The organism is Ruegeria sp. CG3, from assembly GCF_056537205.1.
On sequence record NZ_JBQFRC010000002.1, the window covers coordinates 242,166 to 261,429 of the forward strand.

A 19,264-nucleotide genomic window follows, 5' to 3' on the forward strand; every position below is an offset into this window, starting at 1 on the left:
GCTCAGACCGCCCCTCGCAGGGCCTGCAGGAAATCGCCGATCAGGGCCTGCTGCTTTTTCGACTGCGCCCGGTCCTGCGGCCAGGTCAGCCAGTATCCGTCGCGGGTTTTCAGATCGGGACGCCCCAGCCGGATCAGACGGCCCGAAGCCAGATCCGCCGAGGCCAGGGCGACCGACCCCAAAGCAACCCCCAACCCCTGCCGCGCCGCGCCCAGGGCGTGTTCCATCGAATCAAAGCTCAGACCGGCGCGTGGCAGATCCGTGTCGCCCGTCTTCTGCATCCAGTCCTGCCAGCCGGGCCGTTCGCCGCGCAGCTCGATCACCGGCGCGCCCCAGCTGACGCCCGGTGCCGCCATCGGGGTCAGAACCTCGGGCGCGATCAGGTCGGCGGCGCGCCCCGGCCAGTTGCCGCGCCCATAGCGGATCTGAAGCCAGGTCCGCTCGTCCTCCAGCGAGGACCGCCGAGCCACAGAATCCGTGGTGACCTGCACCTCGGGCCGCAGGGCGCGAAATGCCCCCAGGCTGGGCAGCACCAGCGCCTGGATATGCGAGGACAGCCCGGCCACCCGCAACGCGCGCGGGGCGGTGCCGAACAGATCCTCGGTGTTGCGTTCCAACGCCCGCAGGCTGTCCTGCACAAGCGGCAGATAGCTTTCGCCCTCGACCGTCAGCGACACGCCGCGCGCCTCGCGCACGAACAGGGACCGGCCCAGCCAGGATTCCAGATTGGCGATGCGCTGGCTGACCGCCGCCTGGGTCAGGCCGAACTCGCGCGCCGCGGCCGAGAACCCGCCCAGCCGCCCGGCCGCCTCGAACACGCGCAGCCAGTCCAGCGGGGGCAGGCCGACCTTTTTCTTGCTCATTAGATTTTCCAATCCTCAGAGGAAACAAGCCTTAATTGTCGTAATGCCATATCCCGCGTATCTCCTCAATCAAAGCCCGCGCTGAACAGGAGAGCCCCATGCTGCGCCATGCCACTCATGACCCGGCGGTCGTTTCGGTTGAATTCGAAGACGGCACCCGCGCCCGTTTCCACGCCATCTGGCTGCGCGACAATGCGCTGGACCCGCAGACGCGCGACGCCGGCAACGGCCAGCGCCTGATCACGATCGGCGACATTCCGGCAGAGATCGCGATTCAGGCGGCCGAGGTGGCGGGCGGTGACCTTCAGGTGACCTTCGCCCCCGAAGACAAGACCGTCACCTTCCCCGCAAACTGGCTGGCCGCGCATGTCTATGATCGGGACCAGACCCGCCCGATGGGCTGGCTGTCGCCCGGCATCACCACCTGGGACGGCGGGTTCGCGGCCCCGGCCGGCGACTGGACGCAGGTGCATGAAAGCCCCGCCGCCAAGCGCGACTGGCTGGCGGCGGTCGCCGAATACGGCCTTGCCAAGCTGACCGGCGGCCCGACCGAGCCCGGTTCGCTGCTGAAGGTCGCCGACCTGTTCGGCTATGTGCGCGAGACCAATTATGGCCCCTATTTCGAGGTGCGGACCGAGGTGAACCCGACCAACCTGGCCTATACCGGCCTTGGACTGCAGGCGCATACCGACAACCCCTATCGCGATCCGGTGCCCACGCTGCAGATCCTCTACTGCCTGGAAAATAGCGCCGAGGGCGGGGAGTCGATCGTGGTCGACGGCTTTCGCGCGGCCCAGCGCCTGCGCGACGAAAACCCCGAAGGCTTTGCCCTGCTGGCGGGCTATCCCGCGCGGTTCGAATACCGCGGTTCGGACGGGGTATGCCTGCGCGCGCGCCGCCCGATGATCGAGCTGTCGCCCGATGGCGAATTGATCGGCATCCGCTTCAATAACCGGTCCTCGGCCCCGTTCGTGGATGTGCCCTTCGACCGGATGGAGGCCTATTACGCCGCCTACCGCCGTTTGGGCGAGATCATCGACGACCCGGCCATGGGCGTGGCGTTCAAGCTGGAACCGGGCGAGAGCTTCATCGTCGACAACACCCGCGTCCTGCATGCGCGTCTGGGATATTCGGGTGCCGGGTCGCGCTGGCTGCAGGGATGCTATGCCGACAAGGACGGGCTGCTGTCGACTCTGGCCGCGATGCGGATGGCACAACCGGAGGCGGCGGAATGAGACCCGATTTCCAGACCCTGACCCGCGACAACATCGTGGCCTTCATCGCCGATATCTTCGACCGGCGCGGGGGCGAGGAATACCTGGGCGAGCCGGTGACCATGGCTCAGCACATGCTGCAGGGCGCCACCATCGCCGAACAGAACGGCATGCCCGAAGAGATCATCGTGGGTGCCCTGCTGCACGATATCGGGCATTTCACCTCGGAATTCGGCACCTACCACCCCGACGATACCGAAGACCGCCACCACGAGGATGCCGGCGCCGAGGTGCTGGAGCGGTTCTTTCCGTCGGTCATCACCGATTGCTGCCGCTATCATGTCGCGGCCAAGCGGTACCTGTGTGCGACAAAGCCCGAGTATTTCAACCGTCTGTCGGCGGCCTCGGTCCATACGCTGGACCTGCAGGGCGGCCCGATGAGCGCCGAGGAAGTCGCCGCATTCGAGGCCAACCCGAACCTGAAGGAAATCATCCAGGTCCGGTATCTGGACGAGGCCGGCAAACGGCCCGACATGGACACCCCCGGCTTCGACCATTTCGCGCCGATCGTTCAGCGCATGGTCGACCGGCATCTGGGCGAGGGTTAAAGCCCCAGCACATCCACCATGTCATATTGGCCGGGGGCCTTGCCCTGTCCCCACAGCGCCGCCTTCAGCGCGCCTCGGGCAAAGATCGCCCGGTCGGTCGCCACGTGGCGCAGCACGATCCGTTCGCCCGGCGCCGCGAACAGCACGTCGTGTTCGCCAACGATGTCGCCACCGCGGATGGCGTGGAAGCCGATATGCCCCCCCTGCCGGGCGCCGGTGATCCCGTCGCGGCCCCGGTCGGCGACATCGGCAAGGTTCACGCCCCGCCCCTCGGCCGCGGCCTCGCCCAGCATCAGCGCCGTCCCCGAAGGCGCATCGACCTTGTGATGGTGATGCGCCTCGATCACCTCGATGTCGAAATCCTCGTCCAGCGCGGCGGCGACCTTTTTGGTCAGCTGCACCAGCAGGTTCACGCCCAGGCTCATGTTGCCCGCCCGCACGATCACCGCATGGCGCGCGGCGGGTTCCAGCGCGGCGATCTGTTCGTCGCTCATGCCGGTGGTGCCGATCACATGCACGCAGCGCGCCTGCGCCGCCAGCGCGGCGAACTCCAGCGTCGCCTCGGGCGCGGTGAAGTCGATCACCGCCTGGGCCTGGGCAAAGGCCTCGAGCGGATCGTCGGTGACGGTCACGCCCAGCGGCTGGCCGCCCATCGCGGTGCCCACGTCCTGACCGATCCAGTCATGGCCCGTGCGCTCGACCGCGCCGACTAGCCGCGCCTGATCGCTGTCGGTGATGGTCTTGATCAGCATCTGCCCCATCCGGCCCGAAGCCCCGGTCACGACGATTCCCGGAATATGCGTCATTGCGCTGGTCCTTCTTCTGAAATTCGGCTCAAAGCCTCCTACTCGGTTCGGGGCCGCTTGGCAAAGCCCCGCTTTGCGCTTAGATCGGGGACATGGCTAAGAACAAATTCCACGACGGCCCCGGCCCCTCGCAACGGCAGCTTCGCGTCGGCGAACTGATCCGCCGCACCCTGTCCGAGGTGCTGGCGCGCGGCGACGTGCACGACCCCGACCTGAACCGCCTGTCGATCACCGTGGGCGAAGTCCGCACCTCGCCCGATCTCAAGATCGCCACCGCCTATGTGTTGCCGTTGGGCGGCAAGGGGCAGGACACCGTGATCGAGCTGCTGGCCCGCAACAAAGGCGAGCTGCGCCGCATGGTCGGCAAGAAGGTCGGCCTGAAGTTCGCCCCCGACCTGCGCTTCCGGCTGGACGAAACGTTCGACCGCATGGACGACACACGCCGGATGTTCGAACAGGACGCCGTGCGCCGGGACCTGGACGAGTGATCCGCAGGACCGCCGCTTTGATCGCATTGCTCTGGGCCGGACAGGCCGGTGCGGTGACCTGCGAGCGCGTGGCCCACGAAGACCGGCGCTATACCGTGTGCGAGGTCGACGCCACCACCGAGGACCTGCGCCTGTTCCTGTATGACGAAGCGGGCCAGGTGCTGGGCCATTTCTCGTCGGTGAACGAGGAACTGGCCAGTTCGGACCTGCGCCTGAGCTTTGCGATGAACGCCGGCATGTATCACGAGGACCGCTCGCCGGTGGGCCACTATGTCGAAGACAGGCAGGAACTCATGCGCGTGATTCCCAACGCCGGCCCCGGCAATTTCGGCCTGCTGCCCAACGGGGTGTTCTGCATCCGCGAAGGCCGCGCCGACGTGTTCGAGACGCTGGACTATCTTGATCGCAAGCCCGATTGCCGCTTTGCCACCCAATCTGGGCCGATGCTGGTGATCGGCGGCGAATTGCATCCTCGGTTTCTCGAGGATTCGACCTCGCGCTATATCCGCAACGGGGTGGGCACCAGCGCCGATGGCAGCCGCGCGGTGTTCGTGATCTCCGAGGATTATGTCACCTTCCATGAATTCGGCCGCCTGTTCCGCGACGTGCTGAACACGCCCAACGCGCTGTTTTTCGACGGCAACATCTCGCGCATGTATGACCGCGCGGCGAACCGGTCGGACGTGGGATTCTCGCTGGGGCCGATCGTCGGCGTGGTCGAGGACATCCCGGCAAATTGACAGCGCCGGACCGATCCGCTAGGTCGCGCGCCTCAGCAGAATTCTAGGTGCATCATGGGACGCAAACGCAAGGGTCGTGACATTTCCGGTTGGCTGGTGGTCGACAAGCCGGCAGGCATGACCTCGACCGCCGTGGTCAACAAGGTCCGCTGGGCGCTGGACGCCAAAAAGGCGGGCCATGCCGGCACGCTCGACCCCGAAGCCACCGGCGTTCTGGCCGTCGCTTTGGGCGAGGCCACCAAGACCGTTCCCTACATCACCGATGCGCTCAAGGCCTATACCTTTACCATGCGGCTGGGTCAGGCCACCAATACCGACGATGCCGAGGGCGAAGTGATCGCGGAAAGCGACCTGCGCCCCACCGATGACGAGATCAAGCAGGCACTGCTGCCCTTCGTGGGCGAGATCATGCAGGTGCCGCCCAAGTTCTCGGCGGTCAAGATCGACGGTCAGCGCGCCTACAAGCTGGCCCGCGACGGCGAGGATGTCGAACTGGCCGCCCGGCCCCTGTGGATCGAGGAACTGGTGCTGGTCGACCGGCCCGACCCCGACCATGTCGTGCTGGAAATGACCTGCGGCAAGGGTGGCTATGTCCGCTCGATCGCCCGCGACCTGGGTGCGGCGCTGGGCTGCCATGGCCACGTCAAGGAGCTGCGCCGGATCTGGTCCGGTCCGTTCGAGGCCGAGGACGGCCTGAGCATCGAGCAGATCGACGAGATGGCGAAAACCCCGGCGCTGGATGAGCACCTGCGCCCGCTGGAAGAAGGGCTGGCCGACCTGCCCGAGCTGAAATGCACCCCCGAAGGCGCCACCCGCCTGCGCAACGGCAACCCCGGCATGGTTCTAGCCGGCGACGTGGAATACGGCGACGAGGCCTGGGCCTCGTTCGACGGCAAGGCCGTGGCGGTGGGGGTCTACAAATCCGGTGAACTGCACCCCAGCCGGGTGTTCGCCGTGTAGTTCGGCCACGACTCAGCCACACCGGTCCTCAGACTGCCCGCACAAAGAAATTGCGGTTTGCAGTTCTGTTTGGATGCCTTACGACATGGTTGGGAAGCGTTTTTTGCGCCTTTGGTCAAAAGTGGGGTTACATGCTAAGAGAAGCACGCGGGCTGAACTACATTCGGTTCTTTCGGCGAATGTTCACGGCCCGAAACTTTGATTGGTATCTGGAGATCGGCTGCCGCGGTGGTCGAATTTTGTCGCAATGCAAAAGCAAATCAATCGGTGTTGATCCGGTTTTCAGGCTTGGAACGGACGTTCTCGGCGAGAAACCGGAGCTGCACTTGTTCCAAGAGGAAAGTGATACGTTCTTTGAAAAAAATCGACTGATCGCTATGGGCGCGCGCGTCTCCGTCACTTTCATAGACGGCATGCATCTCGTCGAGAATGTCCTCAGGGACGTCATCAACACCGAGAAAAACAGCGATCCGAACGGGGTCATATTCGTCCATGACTGCTTTCCGTTCAACGACGAAATGACCACACGAGACCTGAACGCATTGCCGAAGGTCTGGACCGGCGACGTCTGGAAGATAGTACCCATCCTGCGTGAGTACCGGCCGGATCTTACACTGACGGCACTAGACGCAGCCCCGACCGGCCTTTTGGTGATTTCGCGGCTGGACCCGGAGAACACGACGCTCCTCGATGCATACGACCAGATTCTCGCGAGATACCGGAACCAAACTCTGGAAACGTACGGCAGGGCCAAGTTTGCGGACACCTACCAATTCGAGAGTACACGGGACGAGATTTCCAACGAGTTCAAACTCGTCGCCAAAGTCTCTCGGCCGCATGAGCCGGTCGTGAAACCAGCGGTGATTACCCCCTGATGGCGAAGAAGCGCAAAATAATCTTTGCGTATCGCGCCCACCAATCTCAGATGGGTTCTACCGTCATGCGCGTTCACCAACTGTCTGAAATGCTGCGCACATGGCAAGGAGACGAGTTTGAGGTCGAAACTGTGGGCATTCCCAAAAAAAGATTCCATCGTCGACATCGCGCTTTTGCTGAATACGCCAAAGACGCTATAGTGGTGGGGCTTAAGTTCGCCATTTCAGACATGGATCCTGAAAGCGTCTCGCTGTTGCGAGAAAACGCGCGCGCACTCTGTCTTGACCATGTAGATAGCGTTCCGACAGAAGACACACTGCCGCTCTACGATGTTCATATCATGGCCTCGCACGAAGGTCGAAAAAAGATGGAACGAAGGCTGAAGGCCTCGGGCGCCCCATACTCAGCAGTTATGCACGTCACGCACCACGCGGACCCGCGCCTGCCGTCTTCGAACCCCAGATCAGATGATCGGTTCTCAATTTGCTATCTAGGCAACCCCAAAAACATGGTTGAAGCCTCCGAAATCGTCGAAGTTCTACCTTACATGGAAAAAGGCTTTTTCTTTTGCGCCAAGTTGCTGGCCCACTATCCGGCACACTACGGGGTACGGACCAGAAGCCACTCAAGGGAGGTTTCGAAACCTTTCACCAAGGGTTTCACTGCGGCCGCGATGAATGCCAATATTATCGTGGACCGAAGCACCGACGACGCGCATTTTTACCTTGGCTCAGACTACCCTTTTTTGCTGCCCGACAATCATCCCAACACGGTTTTGGCTGGATTAGAACATATGCGCCTTTCGTATGGAGGCGCCGAATGGAAACACGGGCTGGACATAATGAAAAGCGTCAGGCATCTCTCATCCCCCCGCCACATAATAAGCGAATTGGTGATGGCTTTAGACGTCGCGGAGGCGATCTCAGCACTCCGTTGACGCAAGGGATCCCGGAACACCTTTTTCTCTGCGGAGGCTCTGCAATTCTATGAATCGACCACTCCAGTGTTTCGCTAGCGCATGATCACCCGGTCCCACACCAAGGGCGACGCGCCCTCGACAGCCGTCTATTCCGACTGCGAACGCTATCGCTACAGCCTGACCCGCATCTGGGATCCGGCCGGGCGCCGAGCGCTGTTCGTGATGCTGAATCCTTCGACCGCGACCGAGGTGCAGAATGACCCGACCGTCGAGCGTTGCGAGCGGCGCGCGCGGGCCTTGGGGTTCGGGGCCTTCCAGGTGACCAACATCTTTGCCTGGCGTGACACCGACCCGCGCAAGATGCGTGCCGCGGCCGATCCGGTCGGGCCCGAGAACGACGCCGCCATCCTAGCCGGCGTGGACTGGGCCGATCAGGTGATCGCCGCCTGGGGCACCCATGGCGCGCATCTGGATCGCGGCCCGACGGTCGAGCGCCTGCTGCGCGGCACCGGCCAGCCGCTGTTCCACCTGGGGCTCAGCAAGGCAGGCCACCCCAAGCATCCGCTCTACATCGCGTACACCCAGCAACCCGAACCGTGGAGCCGGTGACAAAGGGTTAACCACAGACTCAGGTTGGCTTTGACCAACCCTTTGGCGGCATGGGATATTTCACACTCGGGGCGGCGCGCTTTCGGAGGGTTCCCATGTTTCTGCTCGGATTGTTCGGCCTGGCCGCAATGGGCGGCGCAGCATACGCGATCAGCGACGTATTCTCGGGGGATGAGGACGAGGACAACGACGATGTCATCGAAGAAGATGCCGTCGAAGACATTCCCGAAGGAAACCTGCTTGAGATTGACGATTCTTTCGAAGACCCGGCCGAGGCCGAGGATGCGTCCACCGGAACCATACTTTCGGACGTAGACGGAAACCTGGTCATCGCCGGCGGACCGGGCGTGGACAATCTGAGCGGGGTCGAGGGCAACGATCAGATCAACGGCTATGACGGCGATGACATTATCGATGGTGGCGCCGGAAATGATACGTTGTTCGGCGCTGACGGGGATGACACGCTAAACGGAAACACTGGCAATGATGTTCTGCACGGTGGCAACGGTCACGATGACCTCTCGGGGAATGCCGGTGACGACATCTTGTACGGTCATGCCGGCGACGACCAGTTGGTTGGTGGCGAAGGCGATGACGATCTGTACGGCGGTCAGGGCAACGATGACCTTGCCGGGGGTGAGGGCGAAGACGCGCTGCAAGGCGGCGACGGCGAAGACATGCTCGCCGGCGGCGCAGGGGCAGACACGCTGTTCGGCGGTGATGGCAACGACACGCTGACCGGCCGGGACGATGGCGACACGCCCGCCAGCGATTTTCTGAACGGCGGCGCGGGGGACGACACGATCCTGGCCGGTGCCGGAGATGTCGTCACCGGCGGTCAGGGAGCGGACCAGATCGCCATCGATGGAACGGGCACCGGGAAGGAAGTCAGCATCGTGGATTTCACTCCCGGAGAAGACAAGCTGCTGATCGAATGGAACGGCCCTGACGCGCCCGAAATCGGGATCGAACAAGACGCGGACAACGCCGTTCTGACGCGCGTTCTGGTCAACGGGCGTGAGGTGGCCTATCTGTTCGGCGCCCAAGGTCTTGGGCCCGAGGACATCCAACTGACTCCGGGTCTGGACCCGACCCTGACCAGCCCCACGGGCTGAGATACGCAGAATCCCTTTGCCATTTATTCCGATTGCGCCTATACGCGCCCATCCGCATTGGAATCGGTGCGGTTTTCTCCATGGGCCTGCGCTGGACGACATCCCGGCCTGCGCCATCAACTCTAACCTTCGAAGGAGACCCCGATGTCGATCACTGCTGAAGAAAAAGCACGCGTCATGAAAGAATTCGCGACCAAGGACGGCGACACCGGTTCGCCGGAAGTCCAGGTTGCTATTCTGACCTCGCGCATCAACACCCTGACCGAGCACTTCAAGACCCACAAGAAAGACAACCACGGCCGCCGTGGTCTGCTGAAGATGGTCGCCCAGCGCCGCAAGCTGCTGGATTACCTGAAGGGCAAGGAAGAAGCGCGCTATCAGGACCTGATCAAAAAGCTGGGCATCCGCCGCTAAGCGCGGAATACACCGCTTTCAAGTTCGAGACGCCCGCCATTTGGCGGGCGTTTTTTGTCAGAGGAGCGTGATGTTCAGTCCAGCGTGTTCTTGTAGACCACACCGTCTTTCATGATCAGGTCGAAGTACTCGCCCGGATTCCCAACCAACTCAAGGTTTTCAAGCGGATTGCCGTCGACGAGGATCAGGTCGGCATAGGCACCCTCTTTGATGACCCCCAGCGGGCCGTCTTGATACGGGTGCCGGGGGCCGCTCAGTTCCAGCAACCGGGCGTTTTCAGAAGTGGCGATTTTCAACACTTCATACGGGGTGAACCATTCGCCCAATCGCACCAGATAAAGGCTTTGTTGATACGCCTTGGAGGCGTCCAGAAGCTGGTCGGTCCCAAAGGCCAGGTTCACCCCCACCTCTTTGGCCATCGGGTACAGGTTCGCAACGGCATCTGTGACCTGCTTGTATTTTGCCGCGCTGACCGGGCTGTCCCAGACCATGTCCTCTTCTTTCATGGTCTGGGGGCTTAGCCATGCCCCTTTTTCTTTCATGAGCTCGAGCGTTTCACGAGACGCGAAGAAACCATGCTCGATGCTCATGACGCCGGCTTCGACTGAGGTGCGAATCCCGCGGTCCGTCATTACATGGGCCAGTACGTAAGTATTGAAGTTCGCAGCTTCTTCGACGACCGCTTCGATCTCATCAACAGAGTATTCGCTCACATCCAGCGGATCATACTGTGAGGATACGCCACCGCCCGTGGTTATTTTGACTTGGGAGGCACCGTACTTGAGAATCTCGCGGGTCCTTTTGCGAACCTCGGGGACCCCATCGGCCACCATCGCCATCATGTTCTTTTCCCAATAACTCAACTCGGAAGTCGAGTTTCTTGGGTTTTCCAACAAACTGTGGAAATCGGCATGACCCGATGTTTGGCTCATGAACGGCCCCGAAGGCAGAATGCGGTGCCCGGGGTATTCGCCGGAATCGATCAGTCTCTTGATTGCAAATGGATTGCCGCCGGGATCGCGCACTGTTGTGAAGCCGCGCATCAGGGTTTCCTTTGCCCCTGTCATCGAACGAATGGCCACTTCCGACATATCGCCTTGATTGAAGATCAAGACGGTTGCTGGGGTATACGCATATGTCGTGTGCCAGTGTACATCGATCAGACCCGGGATCAGGGTGCGTCCACCGCCGTCGATCACCGTTGCTCCTTCGGCCGAGATCGGGTCTGCCGACACAGCTGCAATCAGGTTGCCCTCGATCAGAACATTCGCGTTCTCGATGCGCCCGTCGTTGACGCCATCAAATACATGCACATTGGTGATCAGGGTCTGAGCCGGGTCTTGCTGCGCGGAAACCGAGGTGGCGGCAAGCAGCGCCACCAAAAGATGAATACGCATGAAGTATCTCCTGTCAAACATCGCCATCTTAGCAAATAATCCGATTTGTACATGCGGAACTTCGCGCAAAAACATGCATCCTGAACGTACCCTCGAAACAGCCGAAAGGCGTATAGAATGATAGCTCTGATCCTCAATGCCTACCGTCTGCTCAAGGCGATCGTCCGATCATGGGATGATCCGCATTTTCGGGGTGGTTTGCTGCTATGTGGGCTTATTCTACTGTCCGGCACGTTGTTCTACAGCAGCGTCGAGGGCTGGCATTGGGTGGACGCGCTGTATTTCAGCGCGACCACATTATCGACGGTCGGGTTCGGCGATCTGTCCCCGGCGACCAAGATCGGCAAGGTCTTCACCGTGATCTACATTTTTGTTGGAGTCGGCGTGTTCATCGCAATGTTCATTCAATTTGCGAAGGCTTTGTTGCGAGATCCTGAATAGAGACTTCCGACCCGGGTCAAACCTTTGGAACTATGACTGGGTCCGGTTAAACCGAAAAAACGCCCGCCGAATGGCGGGCGTTCATTGGCCGTCGAGGGCGGCTCAGATCTTGGCGCGCTCAGACTTCAGCGCCAGCCACAGACAGTAGCACATGATCAGCACCACAAGCGTGAACGGGATGCCGGTTGACACCGCCGCCCCTTGCAGCGCGGCAAGCCCGCCACCCAGCAGCAGCGCGATCGCGACCAGACCTTCCAGCGTGCACCAGAACACACGCTGCACCACCGGGGCGTCCATCTTGCCGCCGGCGGTGATCGTATCGATCACCAGAGACCCCGAGTCGGACGAGGTGACAAAGAAGACCACGATCAGAATCAGCGCGATCGGAGCCACGATGCCGTAGAGCGGAAGCTCTTTCAGGAAGCCGAACAGCGCGCCTTCGGGGGCATAGCTGTCTATCACCGTAGCCTTGACGCCCTCGGCACCGCCGACGTTCAGCATGTCGATGGCCGCGCCACCAAAGGTGGACATCCACAGCGCACAGACAGCAGTAGGCGCCAGCAGCGCACAGATCACGAATTCACGCACCGTGCGCCCCTTGGAGATGCGGGCAATGAACATGCCCACGAAAGGCGACCACGCGATCCACCAGGCCCAGTAGAAGGTTGTCCAACCGTGGAAGAAGCTGGTGTCTTCCCGCCCGAACGGGTTCGACAAAGCCGGCAGCAGCCTGACGTAATCGGTCATCACGCTGAAATAGCGCGAGATCGCCGTGCCGATCCCGGTCACTGCGATCACGAACAGGAACAGGCCCACGGCCATGATCATGTTGATCTCGCTGAGCCGCTTCACGCCCGCGTCCATGCCCATCAGCACCGAGCCCAGCGCGATCATCGTGATACCGATGATCAGCAAGACGACGACGGTGGGGCTGGGTTCGATGCCGAACACCTCGTAGAGACCGGCGGCAACCTGCTGCGCGCCCAACCCCAGCGATGTGGTCAGGCCGAACAGGGTGGCAAACACCGCCAGCGTGTCGATCGCATGGCCCCACCAGCCCCAGACACGCTCGCCCAGCAGCGGATAGAAGGCCGAACGCAGGGTCAGCGGCAGGCCGAGATTGTAGCTGAAGATCGCGAGGCTCAGGCCCACAGCGGCGTAGACCGCCCAGCCCTCCAGCCCCCAGTGGTGGATGGTACCTACAACACCAATGTATTCATTGCCCGGCACCGCGATATCGATGCCCAAAGGACGGGCGCCGCCATCCTCGGCGAAATTGTAGTAAACCGGCTCTAACACGCCGAAAAACAGCAGTCCGATGCCGATCCCGGCCGCGAACATCATCGCAATCCAGCCGGCATAGGAGTAATCCGGCTTGGCGTCTTTGCCGCCGATGCGCACTTTGCCCACCGGCAGAACGATCAGGGCCAGGCAGAACAGCGTGATTGCATCCACCGAAAGGACGAGGAACCAGTCGAAGGTGCTGGTCAGCCACGGCCGCAGCCAACCGAAGAACGTTGCTGCGGCCTCTTGATTGGCGAGAGCGATCAGCACGAAGGCAAAGATCAGGATGCTTGAGATAAGAAAAACCGGGTTGTGAATATCCAGCCCGAATGGGCGAACATTGTCCTGCCCCAGCTCGTATTCCGTTTCGAAATCATAGATCCGCGGATCCGGATCCAGCATTTTCTTGGTCTGAGACATGTGGCCGTCCCTTTCGTTCGCGCGAATTGCAAACGCCAAGGTATTCGGCCGTCGGACGACAGTGAGTAGTCTTACCCCCTTGGCGCCTTTTCGTCGTCTGGACCGCGGGTTCCGTGGTAAGAGGCTACACTGCAATCACTTTTTCACAAAATGCATTCGCCTACGGGAATATGTCTGCGCATGGCCAGCGATGGCCTGACCGAGGTCGAGAGGACGGGGTCGCATTAGTTTCGCGGCTTTCTTACCACCGTCGCAGCCCGGAGTTTCTCTCCAGCCTCGACCGCACCGATTTCCGATCTGCATATCCTCGGTGACGAGCGATGGTCCTGTTTGCGAGCGGGTGCACGCCAGATACTATGCGGGCTTACGCATCGGAACGTTCGCGGTGTCGGCTGACGCAAAGGCGAACCACGACAGATGCAGGACCGTGTGCCTTCTGCGGCCTTATCCCTTTCAATCCGGCGCAATCTCATGTATGCGCGCGGTATCTGAGACGTTGTGCCCTGACCCCGGCACTCGAATGGAAGATAAATTGGGGTCGGCGGCAATGGGGCCGCCACGCAAAACGGGAGACCCGCAGGGGCGGGAGTGCTCCCATCTAGGATACGCATATGTTTGATGTAACGAAGAAATCGATGCAGTGGGGCGAGGAAACGCTCACACTGGAAACCGGCAAAGTTGCCCGTCAGGCTGACGGCAGCGTGATTGCCACGCTGGGCGAAACCAGCGTCATGGCCAACGTGACCTTTGCCCGGGAACAGAAGCCCGGTCAGGACTTTTTCCCGCTGACCGTGCACTATCAGGAAAAATACTACGCCGCCGGCAAAGTGCCGGGTGGCTTCTTCAAGCGCGAGGCCCGTCCGACCGAGAAAGAGACGCTGACCGCGCGCCTGATCGACCGTCCGATCCGTCCGCTGTTCGTTGACGGGTTCAAGAACGAAGTTCTGGTGATGTGCACCGTGCTGAGCCATGACCTGGTCAACGACCCCGACATCGTGGCGATGATCGCCGCCTCGGCGGCCCTGACCATCTCGGGCGCGCCCTTCCGCGGACCGATCGCCGGTGCCCGCGTTGGTTTCGTGGATGGCGAGTACGTCCTGAACCCGACCGTTGACGACATGCAGGACCTGCGCCTGAACCCTGAACAGCGTCTGGATCTGGTTGTTGCCGGCACCAAAGACGCCGTGATGATGGTGGAGTCGGAAGCCTACGAGCTGACCGAAGCCGAGATGCTGGGCGCCGTGACCTTCGCGCACGAACAGATCCAGCCGGTGATCGACCTGATCATCTCGCTGGCCGAAGACGCCGCGAAAGAGCCCTTTGCCTTCGAAGCCCCCGACTACTCGGAGCTGTACGCTGCCGTGAAAGCTGCCGGTGAAGAGCAGATGCGTGCCGCATTCGCAATCACCGACAAGCAAGAGCGCACCGCAGCTGTCGCCGCCGCGCGCGAGGCCATCAAGGCCGCTCTGACCGAAGAGCAGCTTGAAGACTCGAACCTGGGTTCGGCGATGAAAAAGCTCGAAGCCAGCATCCTGCGCGGCGACGTGGTGAAGGGCGGCAAGCGGATCGACGGTCGTTCGACCACCGACGTGCGCCCGATCGTGGCCGAAACCGGCCTGCTGCCGCGAACCCATGGTTCGGCCCTGTTCACCCGTGGTGAAACCCAGGCGCTGGCCGTGACCACGCTGGGCACCGGCGACGACGAGCAGTTCATCGACGCGCTGCACGGCAACTTCAAATCGAACTTCCTGCTGCACTACAACTTCCCGCCCTACTCGGTCGGCGAAGTGGGCCGCGTCGGTTCGCCCGGTCGCCGCGAAATCGGCCACGGCAAACTGGCATGGCGCGCCCTGCAGGCGGTTCTGCCGGCTCCGACCGATTTCCCCTACACCATCCGCGTGGTGTCCGAGATCACCGAGTCGAACGGCTCGTCCTCGATGGCATCGGTCTGCGGCGGTTCGCTGTCGATGATGGATGCGGGCGTTCCGCTCAAAGCTCCGGTGGCCGGCGTGGCCATGGGTCTGATCCTAGAAGACGACGGCGACTATGCCGTTCTGACCGACATCCTGGGTGACGAAGACCACCTGGGCGACATGGACTTCAAGGTTGCGGGTACCGAAAACGGCATCACTTCGCTGCAGATGGACATCAAGGTCGCCGGCATCACACCCGAGATCATGGAAAAAGCCCTGGCTCAGGCCAAGGACGGCCGTCTGCACATTCTGAACGAGATGAGCAAGGCGCTGAGCGAGACCGCCGAGTTCTCGATCCACGCACCGCGCATCGAGACCATGCAGATCCCGACCGACAAGATCCGCGAAGTGATCGGCTCGGGCGGCAAGGTGATCCGCGAGATCGTGGAAACCAGCGGCGCCAAGGTCGACATCAACGATGACGGCATCATCAAGATCGCATCGCCCGATGGTGAGTCGATCAAGAAAGCCTACGAGATGATCCACTCGATCGTGGCTGAGCCGGAAGAAGGTCAGATCTATACCGGCAAGGTCGTGAAGATCGTCGATTTCGGCGCCTTCGTGAACTTCTTCGGCAAGCGCGACGGTCTGGTCCACGTGTCCCAGATCGAAAACCGCCGCCTGAACCACCCTTCGGACGTTCTGAAGGAAGGCCAGGAAGTGAAGGTCAAACTTCTGGGCTTCGACGATCGCGGCAAGGTCCGCCTGTCGATGAAATGCGTCGATCAGGAAACCGGCGAAGAGATCGTGCCCGAGAAGAAGGAAAAGAAAGAGGAAGGCGCGGAATAATCCGCCCTGCCCCTTGCTTGATCCAAGACCCCGGTTCCGGCCGGGGTCTTTTTTGTTTTACCGAGGCCTTTCCCGGGCGGCGCCCCTGTTCTATGCACGACACCATGCGATCCTTCGTCATCCATATGTCCTCCAGCACCGCGCGCCGACCCAATGCCGAGCAGCTCTGCGCCGACCTGCCCAATGCCGAACTGATCGAAGCGGTCAACGGGCGCGATCCGGCGCAGATTGCTGGGGTCACGCTGCACCCGGGCAACCTGCATCGCCCACGCTACCCGTTCACCCTGCGCCCGGCCGAGATCGGCGTGTTCGAAAGCCACCGCCGGATCTGGCGCAAGATGGTCGACGAGGGGATCGACCTGGCGATCACCGCCGAGGATGACCTGCGCGTCGATCCCGATCGGATGAACGCTGCACTGGATCTGTTGCGCCCGATCGCGACCCCTGACCACTATATCCGCATCCCGGTCAAGCAGCGCGAAACCGCAGCCCAGACCCTCGCTGAGCATGACGGCCTTCGTCTGATCCTGCCCAAGGTCATCGGACTGCAATGCGTCTGCCAGGTGGTGGGCCGGAAGGCGGCGGAACGTCTGCTGGCGGCTACCGACCAGATCGACCGCCCGGTGGACACGTTCCTGCAGATGCACTGGATCACGGGCCAGCGCGTCCACGCGCTGCTGGGCAGCGGCAACCAGGAAGTGGCAAGTGAAATTGGCGGCTCGACGATCCAGACGAAACCGCCGTTGACCGATAAGCTGACCCGCGAGTTCAAGCGCGCCGCCTATCGCGCGCAACTGCACCTGCATCCGCAGCGCCCCGCCTAGTCGGGCACCGCATCGCCCAGTTCCTCGACCAAGAAATCCATCGCCCGGCGCACCCGCAGCGGCAGATGACGCCGTTCAGGATAGACGATCCAACTCGCGCGGCTTGGATCTTCGTACCCCTGCAGTATCGGCTCCAGCTCAGGGGGGCGCTTCGCGCCCAGAAAAATCTCGGGCGCGTACATGACCCCCAGACCTTGCCGCGCGGCAGAAAGAACGGCGTGCGGGTTGTTGGCCTGCCACCGGCCATGCACCCGAACCTCGATCGGGTCGCCCGAGCCGGGGTCGCGGAATACCCACCGGTCATTGTTGGTGATCAGGCACTGATGATGCCGCAGGTCGGCCGGATGGGTCGGCCTTCCGTGCCGGTCGAGATAGCCGCGCGCGGCCACGCAGACCATCCGTCGGGTGGCCAACGGCCGCGCGATCAGCCCGCTTTCGGTCAGAGTGCCATAGCGGATGGCAAAGTCGAAGCCTTCCTCGGTCAGGTTCAGAAGGCGCGAATTGAAGTCGATGGTGACCGAGAGCTTTGGGTGCAGGCTTGCGAACCGCGCCAAAGCGGGCGCCACGAACTGTTCAGCAAACGGCCCGGCGGCCGAAACGCGAATGCGCCCTGCGATCTGGGCCCGATCCCCTGCCGCCGACTGGTTCGCTTCTTCCAGACCCGCCACAAGCCCGGCCACACGCGCGTGATAGTCGCGTCCGGCGTCGGTCAGGCGCACCACGCGGGTCGAACGCGCCAAAAGCTTGACGCCCAAACGATCCTCAAGCCGGGCGACCTGACGCGAGACATGACTGGCCGAAACCCCAAGCCGCCGGGCCGCAGCAGTGAAGCCCCCCGTCTCGACCACCATCAGGAATTCTTCCAGCCCGTCCCACAGCGCCATCTCGCAGCCTCATTATTTCATGCCGGCAATAATGCTTTGCCAAATCCGGCACTAATCAACAAGCAGCAACAGCCATATATCCCGATCACACAAGACACGGGCCGGGTGAACCGGCCGAACTAGGAGAAAACACATGGCTTCGACTGCAAACAAAATTCTGGTCGTCCTGACATCACATGACCAGCTGGGCGACACCGGAGAAAAGACCGGGTTCTGGCTTGAGGAGCTGGCCGCTCCGTACTACGTGTTCAAGGATGCCGGGGCGGAACTGACGCTGGTCTCGCCCGAAGGCGGGCAGCCGCCGCTGGACCCCAAAAGCAGCGCACCCGACAGCCAGACCGACGACACCCGCCGGTTCGAGGCCGATCCCGAAGCGATGGCGGCATTGGCCAACACGGTGAAATTGTCCGAGGTGAACGCCGAGGACTATGACGCAATCTTCTATCCCGGCGGGCACGGGCCGCTATGGGACCTGGTGTCGGACGAAAAATCGATTGATCTGATCGAGTCGTTCTGGTCGGCCGGGAAACCAGTCAGCGCCGTATGTCACGCCCCGATCGTTCTCGCGAACGCCAAGGCCGCGGACGGGTCACCCTTGGTCAAGGGGCGCACCGTCACCGGTTTCACGAATGAAGAAGAAGACGCCGTCGGCCTGACCGAAATCGTGCCGATGCTGGTCGAGGATACGATGAAAGACAGGGGCGCACAGTTCAGCAAGGTGGAGCCGTTCCAACCTCACGCCGTGCAGGATGGCAAACTGATTACCGGGCAGAACCCGGCGTCGTCCGCTGCGGTTGCAAGGAAAGTGCTTGAGGCGCTTGAGGCCTGAGGACGTTCAATGCGGTACGGGGCGGGACATGATGTGCCCCGCCCCTTTCGATGTCAGCTCGGCGCCTTGGTCTTGCGCAGATAGGGGAAGATCGTCTCGAACTCGCCGAACTTCTCCTTGGCTTCGTCATTCGAAACCGACGGCGGGATGATCACGTCTTCGCCCGGCACCCAGTTGGCCGGAGTGGCCACGCCCTTGGCGCTCATCTGCAGGCCGTCCAGCGCGCGCAGAATTTCGGCGAAATTCCGGCCCACGGTCATCGGATAGGTCATCGACAGTTTCAGCTGCTTGTCCGGCCCGATGATGAAGACCGAGCGCACCGTGGCGCTGTCCGCCGGGGTTCGGCCGTCGGGCAGATATGCCTCGGCGGGCAGCATGTCGAAGGCCTTGGACACTGCCAGTCCGTCATCGGCGATGATCGGAAAGCCGGGGTTGGCCTTGCCATAGGCCTCGATGTCTTTCTTCCACTTCTTATGGTCCTCGACCCCATCGACCGAAACACCGATCACCTTGGTGTTGCGCTTGGCCCATTCGTCGTTCAACTGCGCCACGGCCGAAAACTCGGTGGTGCAGACCGGAGTGAAATCCTTGGGGTGCGAGAAGAGGATCGCCCAGCTGTCGCCGATCCAGTCGTGGAACTGGATGGTGCCCTGGTCCGTTTCAGCGGTGAAATTGGGGACGGTATCGTTGATGCGCAAACCCATGATGCATCTCCTTTCCTGTGAAAACCCGAGTCGGTTGGTGCAAACCTAATCACTTTGCCCTCAGGTTAAACCATTGATGTGGCACAGGGGCAAAAAACGTGCGATCA

The 19,264-nt window shown here is 61.8% G+C and carries 20 protein-coding genes; 14 read left to right on the forward strand and 6 right to left on the reverse strand.

The features are described from left to right. Positions 1–2: 2 nt before the first annotated feature. The gene (locus ACR0NB_RS11740; protein ID WP_480775762.1) at positions 3–863 is read right to left on the reverse strand and encodes a LysR family transcriptional regulator; all 861 of its coding nucleotides are present in this window, start codon (positions 861–863) and stop codon (positions 3–5) included. Between the two features lie 98 nt (positions 864–961). Here ACR0NB_RS11740 and tmpA point away from each other — a divergent pair, with 98 nt between their 5' ends. Both tmpA and tmpB read left to right on the forward strand, forming a co-directional pair. Then, complete coding sequence (tmpA, locus tag ACR0NB_RS11745) at positions 962–2,098, forward strand: 2-trimethylaminoethylphosphonate dioxygenase (RefSeq protein ID WP_480775763.1); 1,137 nt, start codon at positions 962–964, stop codon at positions 2,096–2,098. Then, a complete protein-coding gene (tmpB, locus tag ACR0NB_RS11750; RefSeq protein ID WP_480775764.1) occupies positions 2,095–2,685 on the forward strand; it encodes a (R)-1-hydroxy-2-trimethylaminoethylphosphonate oxygenase in 591 nt (196 codons plus the stop codon). The genes tmpA and tmpB overlap by 4 nt, the downstream gene beginning before the upstream one ends. Here the strand turns inward: tmpB and dapB are convergent. Further along, on the reverse strand, positions 2,682–3,491 hold the full coding sequence (gene dapB, locus ACR0NB_RS11755; protein ID WP_480775765.1) for a 4-hydroxy-tetrahydrodipicolinate reductase: 810 nt from the start codon (positions 3,489–3,491) through the stop codon (positions 2,682–2,684). The two genes, tmpB and dapB, sit on opposite strands and share 4 nt — an antisense overlap. Positions 3,492–3,583: 92 nt before the next feature. Here dapB and rbfA point away from each other — a divergent pair, with 92 nt between their 5' ends. The 8 genes from rbfA to rpsO all read left to right on the forward strand — a co-directional run bounded on the left by rbfA (position 3,584) and on the right by rpsO (position 9,612). Further along, the gene (gene rbfA, locus ACR0NB_RS11760) at positions 3,584–3,979 is read left to right on the forward strand and encodes a 30S ribosome-binding factor RbfA (RefSeq protein WP_093964142.1); all 396 of its coding nucleotides are present in this window, start codon (positions 3,584–3,586) and stop codon (positions 3,977–3,979) included. Further along, positions 3,976–4,719 (forward strand): phosphodiester glycosidase family protein, encoded by a 744-nt coding sequence (locus tag ACR0NB_RS11765; RefSeq protein WP_480775766.1) that lies wholly within the window; start codon positions 3,976–3,978, stop codon positions 4,717–4,719. The genes rbfA and ACR0NB_RS11765 overlap by 4 nt, the downstream gene beginning before the upstream one ends. Before the next feature lie 54 nt (positions 4,720–4,773). Beyond that, entirely contained in the window at positions 4,774–5,679 is a 906-nt protein-coding gene (gene truB, locus ACR0NB_RS11770; protein ID WP_480775767.1) for a tRNA pseudouridine(55) synthase TruB, read from the forward strand. Between the two features lie 131 nt (positions 5,680–5,810). After that, positions 5,811–6,554 (forward strand): class I SAM-dependent methyltransferase, encoded by a 744-nt coding sequence (locus tag ACR0NB_RS11775; protein WP_170529633.1) that lies wholly within the window; start codon positions 5,811–5,813, stop codon positions 6,552–6,554. After that, positions 6,554–7,492, forward strand: a complete 939-nt coding sequence (locus ACR0NB_RS11780; RefSeq protein ID WP_480775768.1) for a hypothetical protein — start codon at positions 6,554–6,556, stop codon at positions 7,490–7,492. The genes ACR0NB_RS11775 and ACR0NB_RS11780 overlap by 1 nt, the downstream gene beginning before the upstream one ends. Before the next feature lie 81 nt (positions 7,493–7,573). Further along, entirely contained in the window at positions 7,574–8,083 is a 510-nt protein-coding gene (locus ACR0NB_RS11785; RefSeq protein WP_170451546.1) for a DUF1643 domain-containing protein, read from the forward strand. A gap of 95 nt (positions 8,084–8,178) precedes the next feature. Next, positions 8,179–9,198 carry a calcium-binding protein gene (locus ACR0NB_RS11790; protein ID WP_480775769.1) on the forward strand — a complete coding sequence of 340 codons (1,020 nt, stop codon included), beginning with the start codon at positions 8,179–8,181 and terminating at the stop codon, positions 9,196–9,198. Between the two features lie 144 nt (positions 9,199–9,342). Beyond that, positions 9,343–9,612 carry a 30S ribosomal protein S15 gene (rpsO, locus tag ACR0NB_RS11795; RefSeq protein WP_005980247.1) on the forward strand — a complete coding sequence of 90 codons (270 nt, stop codon included), beginning with the start codon at positions 9,343–9,345 and terminating at the stop codon, positions 9,610–9,612. Positions 9,613–9,686: 74 nt separating this feature from the next. On the opposite strand, the gene ACR0NB_RS11800 is transcribed toward rpsO, so the two are convergent. Continuing rightward, positions 9,687–11,084, reverse strand: a complete 1,398-nt coding sequence (locus ACR0NB_RS11800) for a metal-dependent hydrolase family protein (protein WP_480775770.1) — start codon at positions 11,082–11,084, stop codon at positions 9,687–9,689. Between the two features lie 42 nt (positions 11,085–11,126). Here ACR0NB_RS11800 and ACR0NB_RS11805 point away from each other — a divergent pair, with 42 nt between their 5' ends. Then, a complete protein-coding gene (locus ACR0NB_RS11805; protein WP_170360586.1) occupies positions 11,127–11,450 on the forward strand; it encodes a potassium channel family protein in 324 nt (107 codons plus the stop codon). 102 nt (positions 11,451–11,552) lie between these two features. Here ACR0NB_RS11805 and ACR0NB_RS11810 read toward each other — a convergent pair whose 3' ends face one another. Next, complete coding sequence (locus ACR0NB_RS11810) at positions 11,553–13,154, reverse strand: BCCT family transporter (RefSeq protein WP_170341096.1); 1,602 nt, start codon at positions 13,152–13,154, stop codon at positions 11,553–11,555. A gap of 611 nt (positions 13,155–13,765) precedes the next feature. Between ACR0NB_RS11810 and pnp the strand changes: the two genes are divergently transcribed. Continuing rightward, positions 13,766–15,916, forward strand: a complete 2,151-nt coding sequence (pnp, locus tag ACR0NB_RS11815) for a polyribonucleotide nucleotidyltransferase (protein WP_170341993.1) — start codon at positions 13,766–13,768, stop codon at positions 15,914–15,916. A gap of 92 nt (positions 15,917–16,008) precedes the next feature. Next, positions 16,009–16,740 carry a glycosyltransferase family 25 protein gene (locus ACR0NB_RS11820; protein ID WP_480775771.1) on the forward strand — a complete coding sequence of 244 codons (732 nt, stop codon included), beginning with the start codon at positions 16,009–16,011 and terminating at the stop codon, positions 16,738–16,740. Here the strand turns inward: ACR0NB_RS11820 and ACR0NB_RS11825 are convergent. Then, positions 16,737–17,624, reverse strand: coding sequence for a LysR family transcriptional regulator (locus ACR0NB_RS11825; protein ID WP_480775772.1), 888 nt, complete (start codon positions 17,622–17,624; stop codon positions 16,737–16,739). The two genes, ACR0NB_RS11820 and ACR0NB_RS11825, sit on opposite strands and share 4 nt — an antisense overlap. 133 nt (positions 17,625–17,757) lie before the next feature. Between ACR0NB_RS11825 and ACR0NB_RS11830 the strand changes: the two genes are divergently transcribed. Next, positions 17,758–18,453 carry a type 1 glutamine amidotransferase domain-containing protein gene (locus tag ACR0NB_RS11830; protein ID WP_480775773.1) on the forward strand — a complete coding sequence of 232 codons (696 nt, stop codon included), beginning with the start codon at positions 17,758–17,760 and terminating at the stop codon, positions 18,451–18,453. 53 nt (positions 18,454–18,506) lie between these two features. Here the strand turns inward: ACR0NB_RS11830 and ACR0NB_RS11835 are convergent, their stop codons facing one another. Continuing rightward, complete coding sequence (locus tag ACR0NB_RS11835; protein WP_093964131.1) at positions 18,507–19,157, reverse strand: peroxiredoxin; 651 nt, start codon at positions 19,155–19,157, stop codon at positions 18,507–18,509. Positions 19,158–19,264 lie beyond the last annotated feature (107 nt).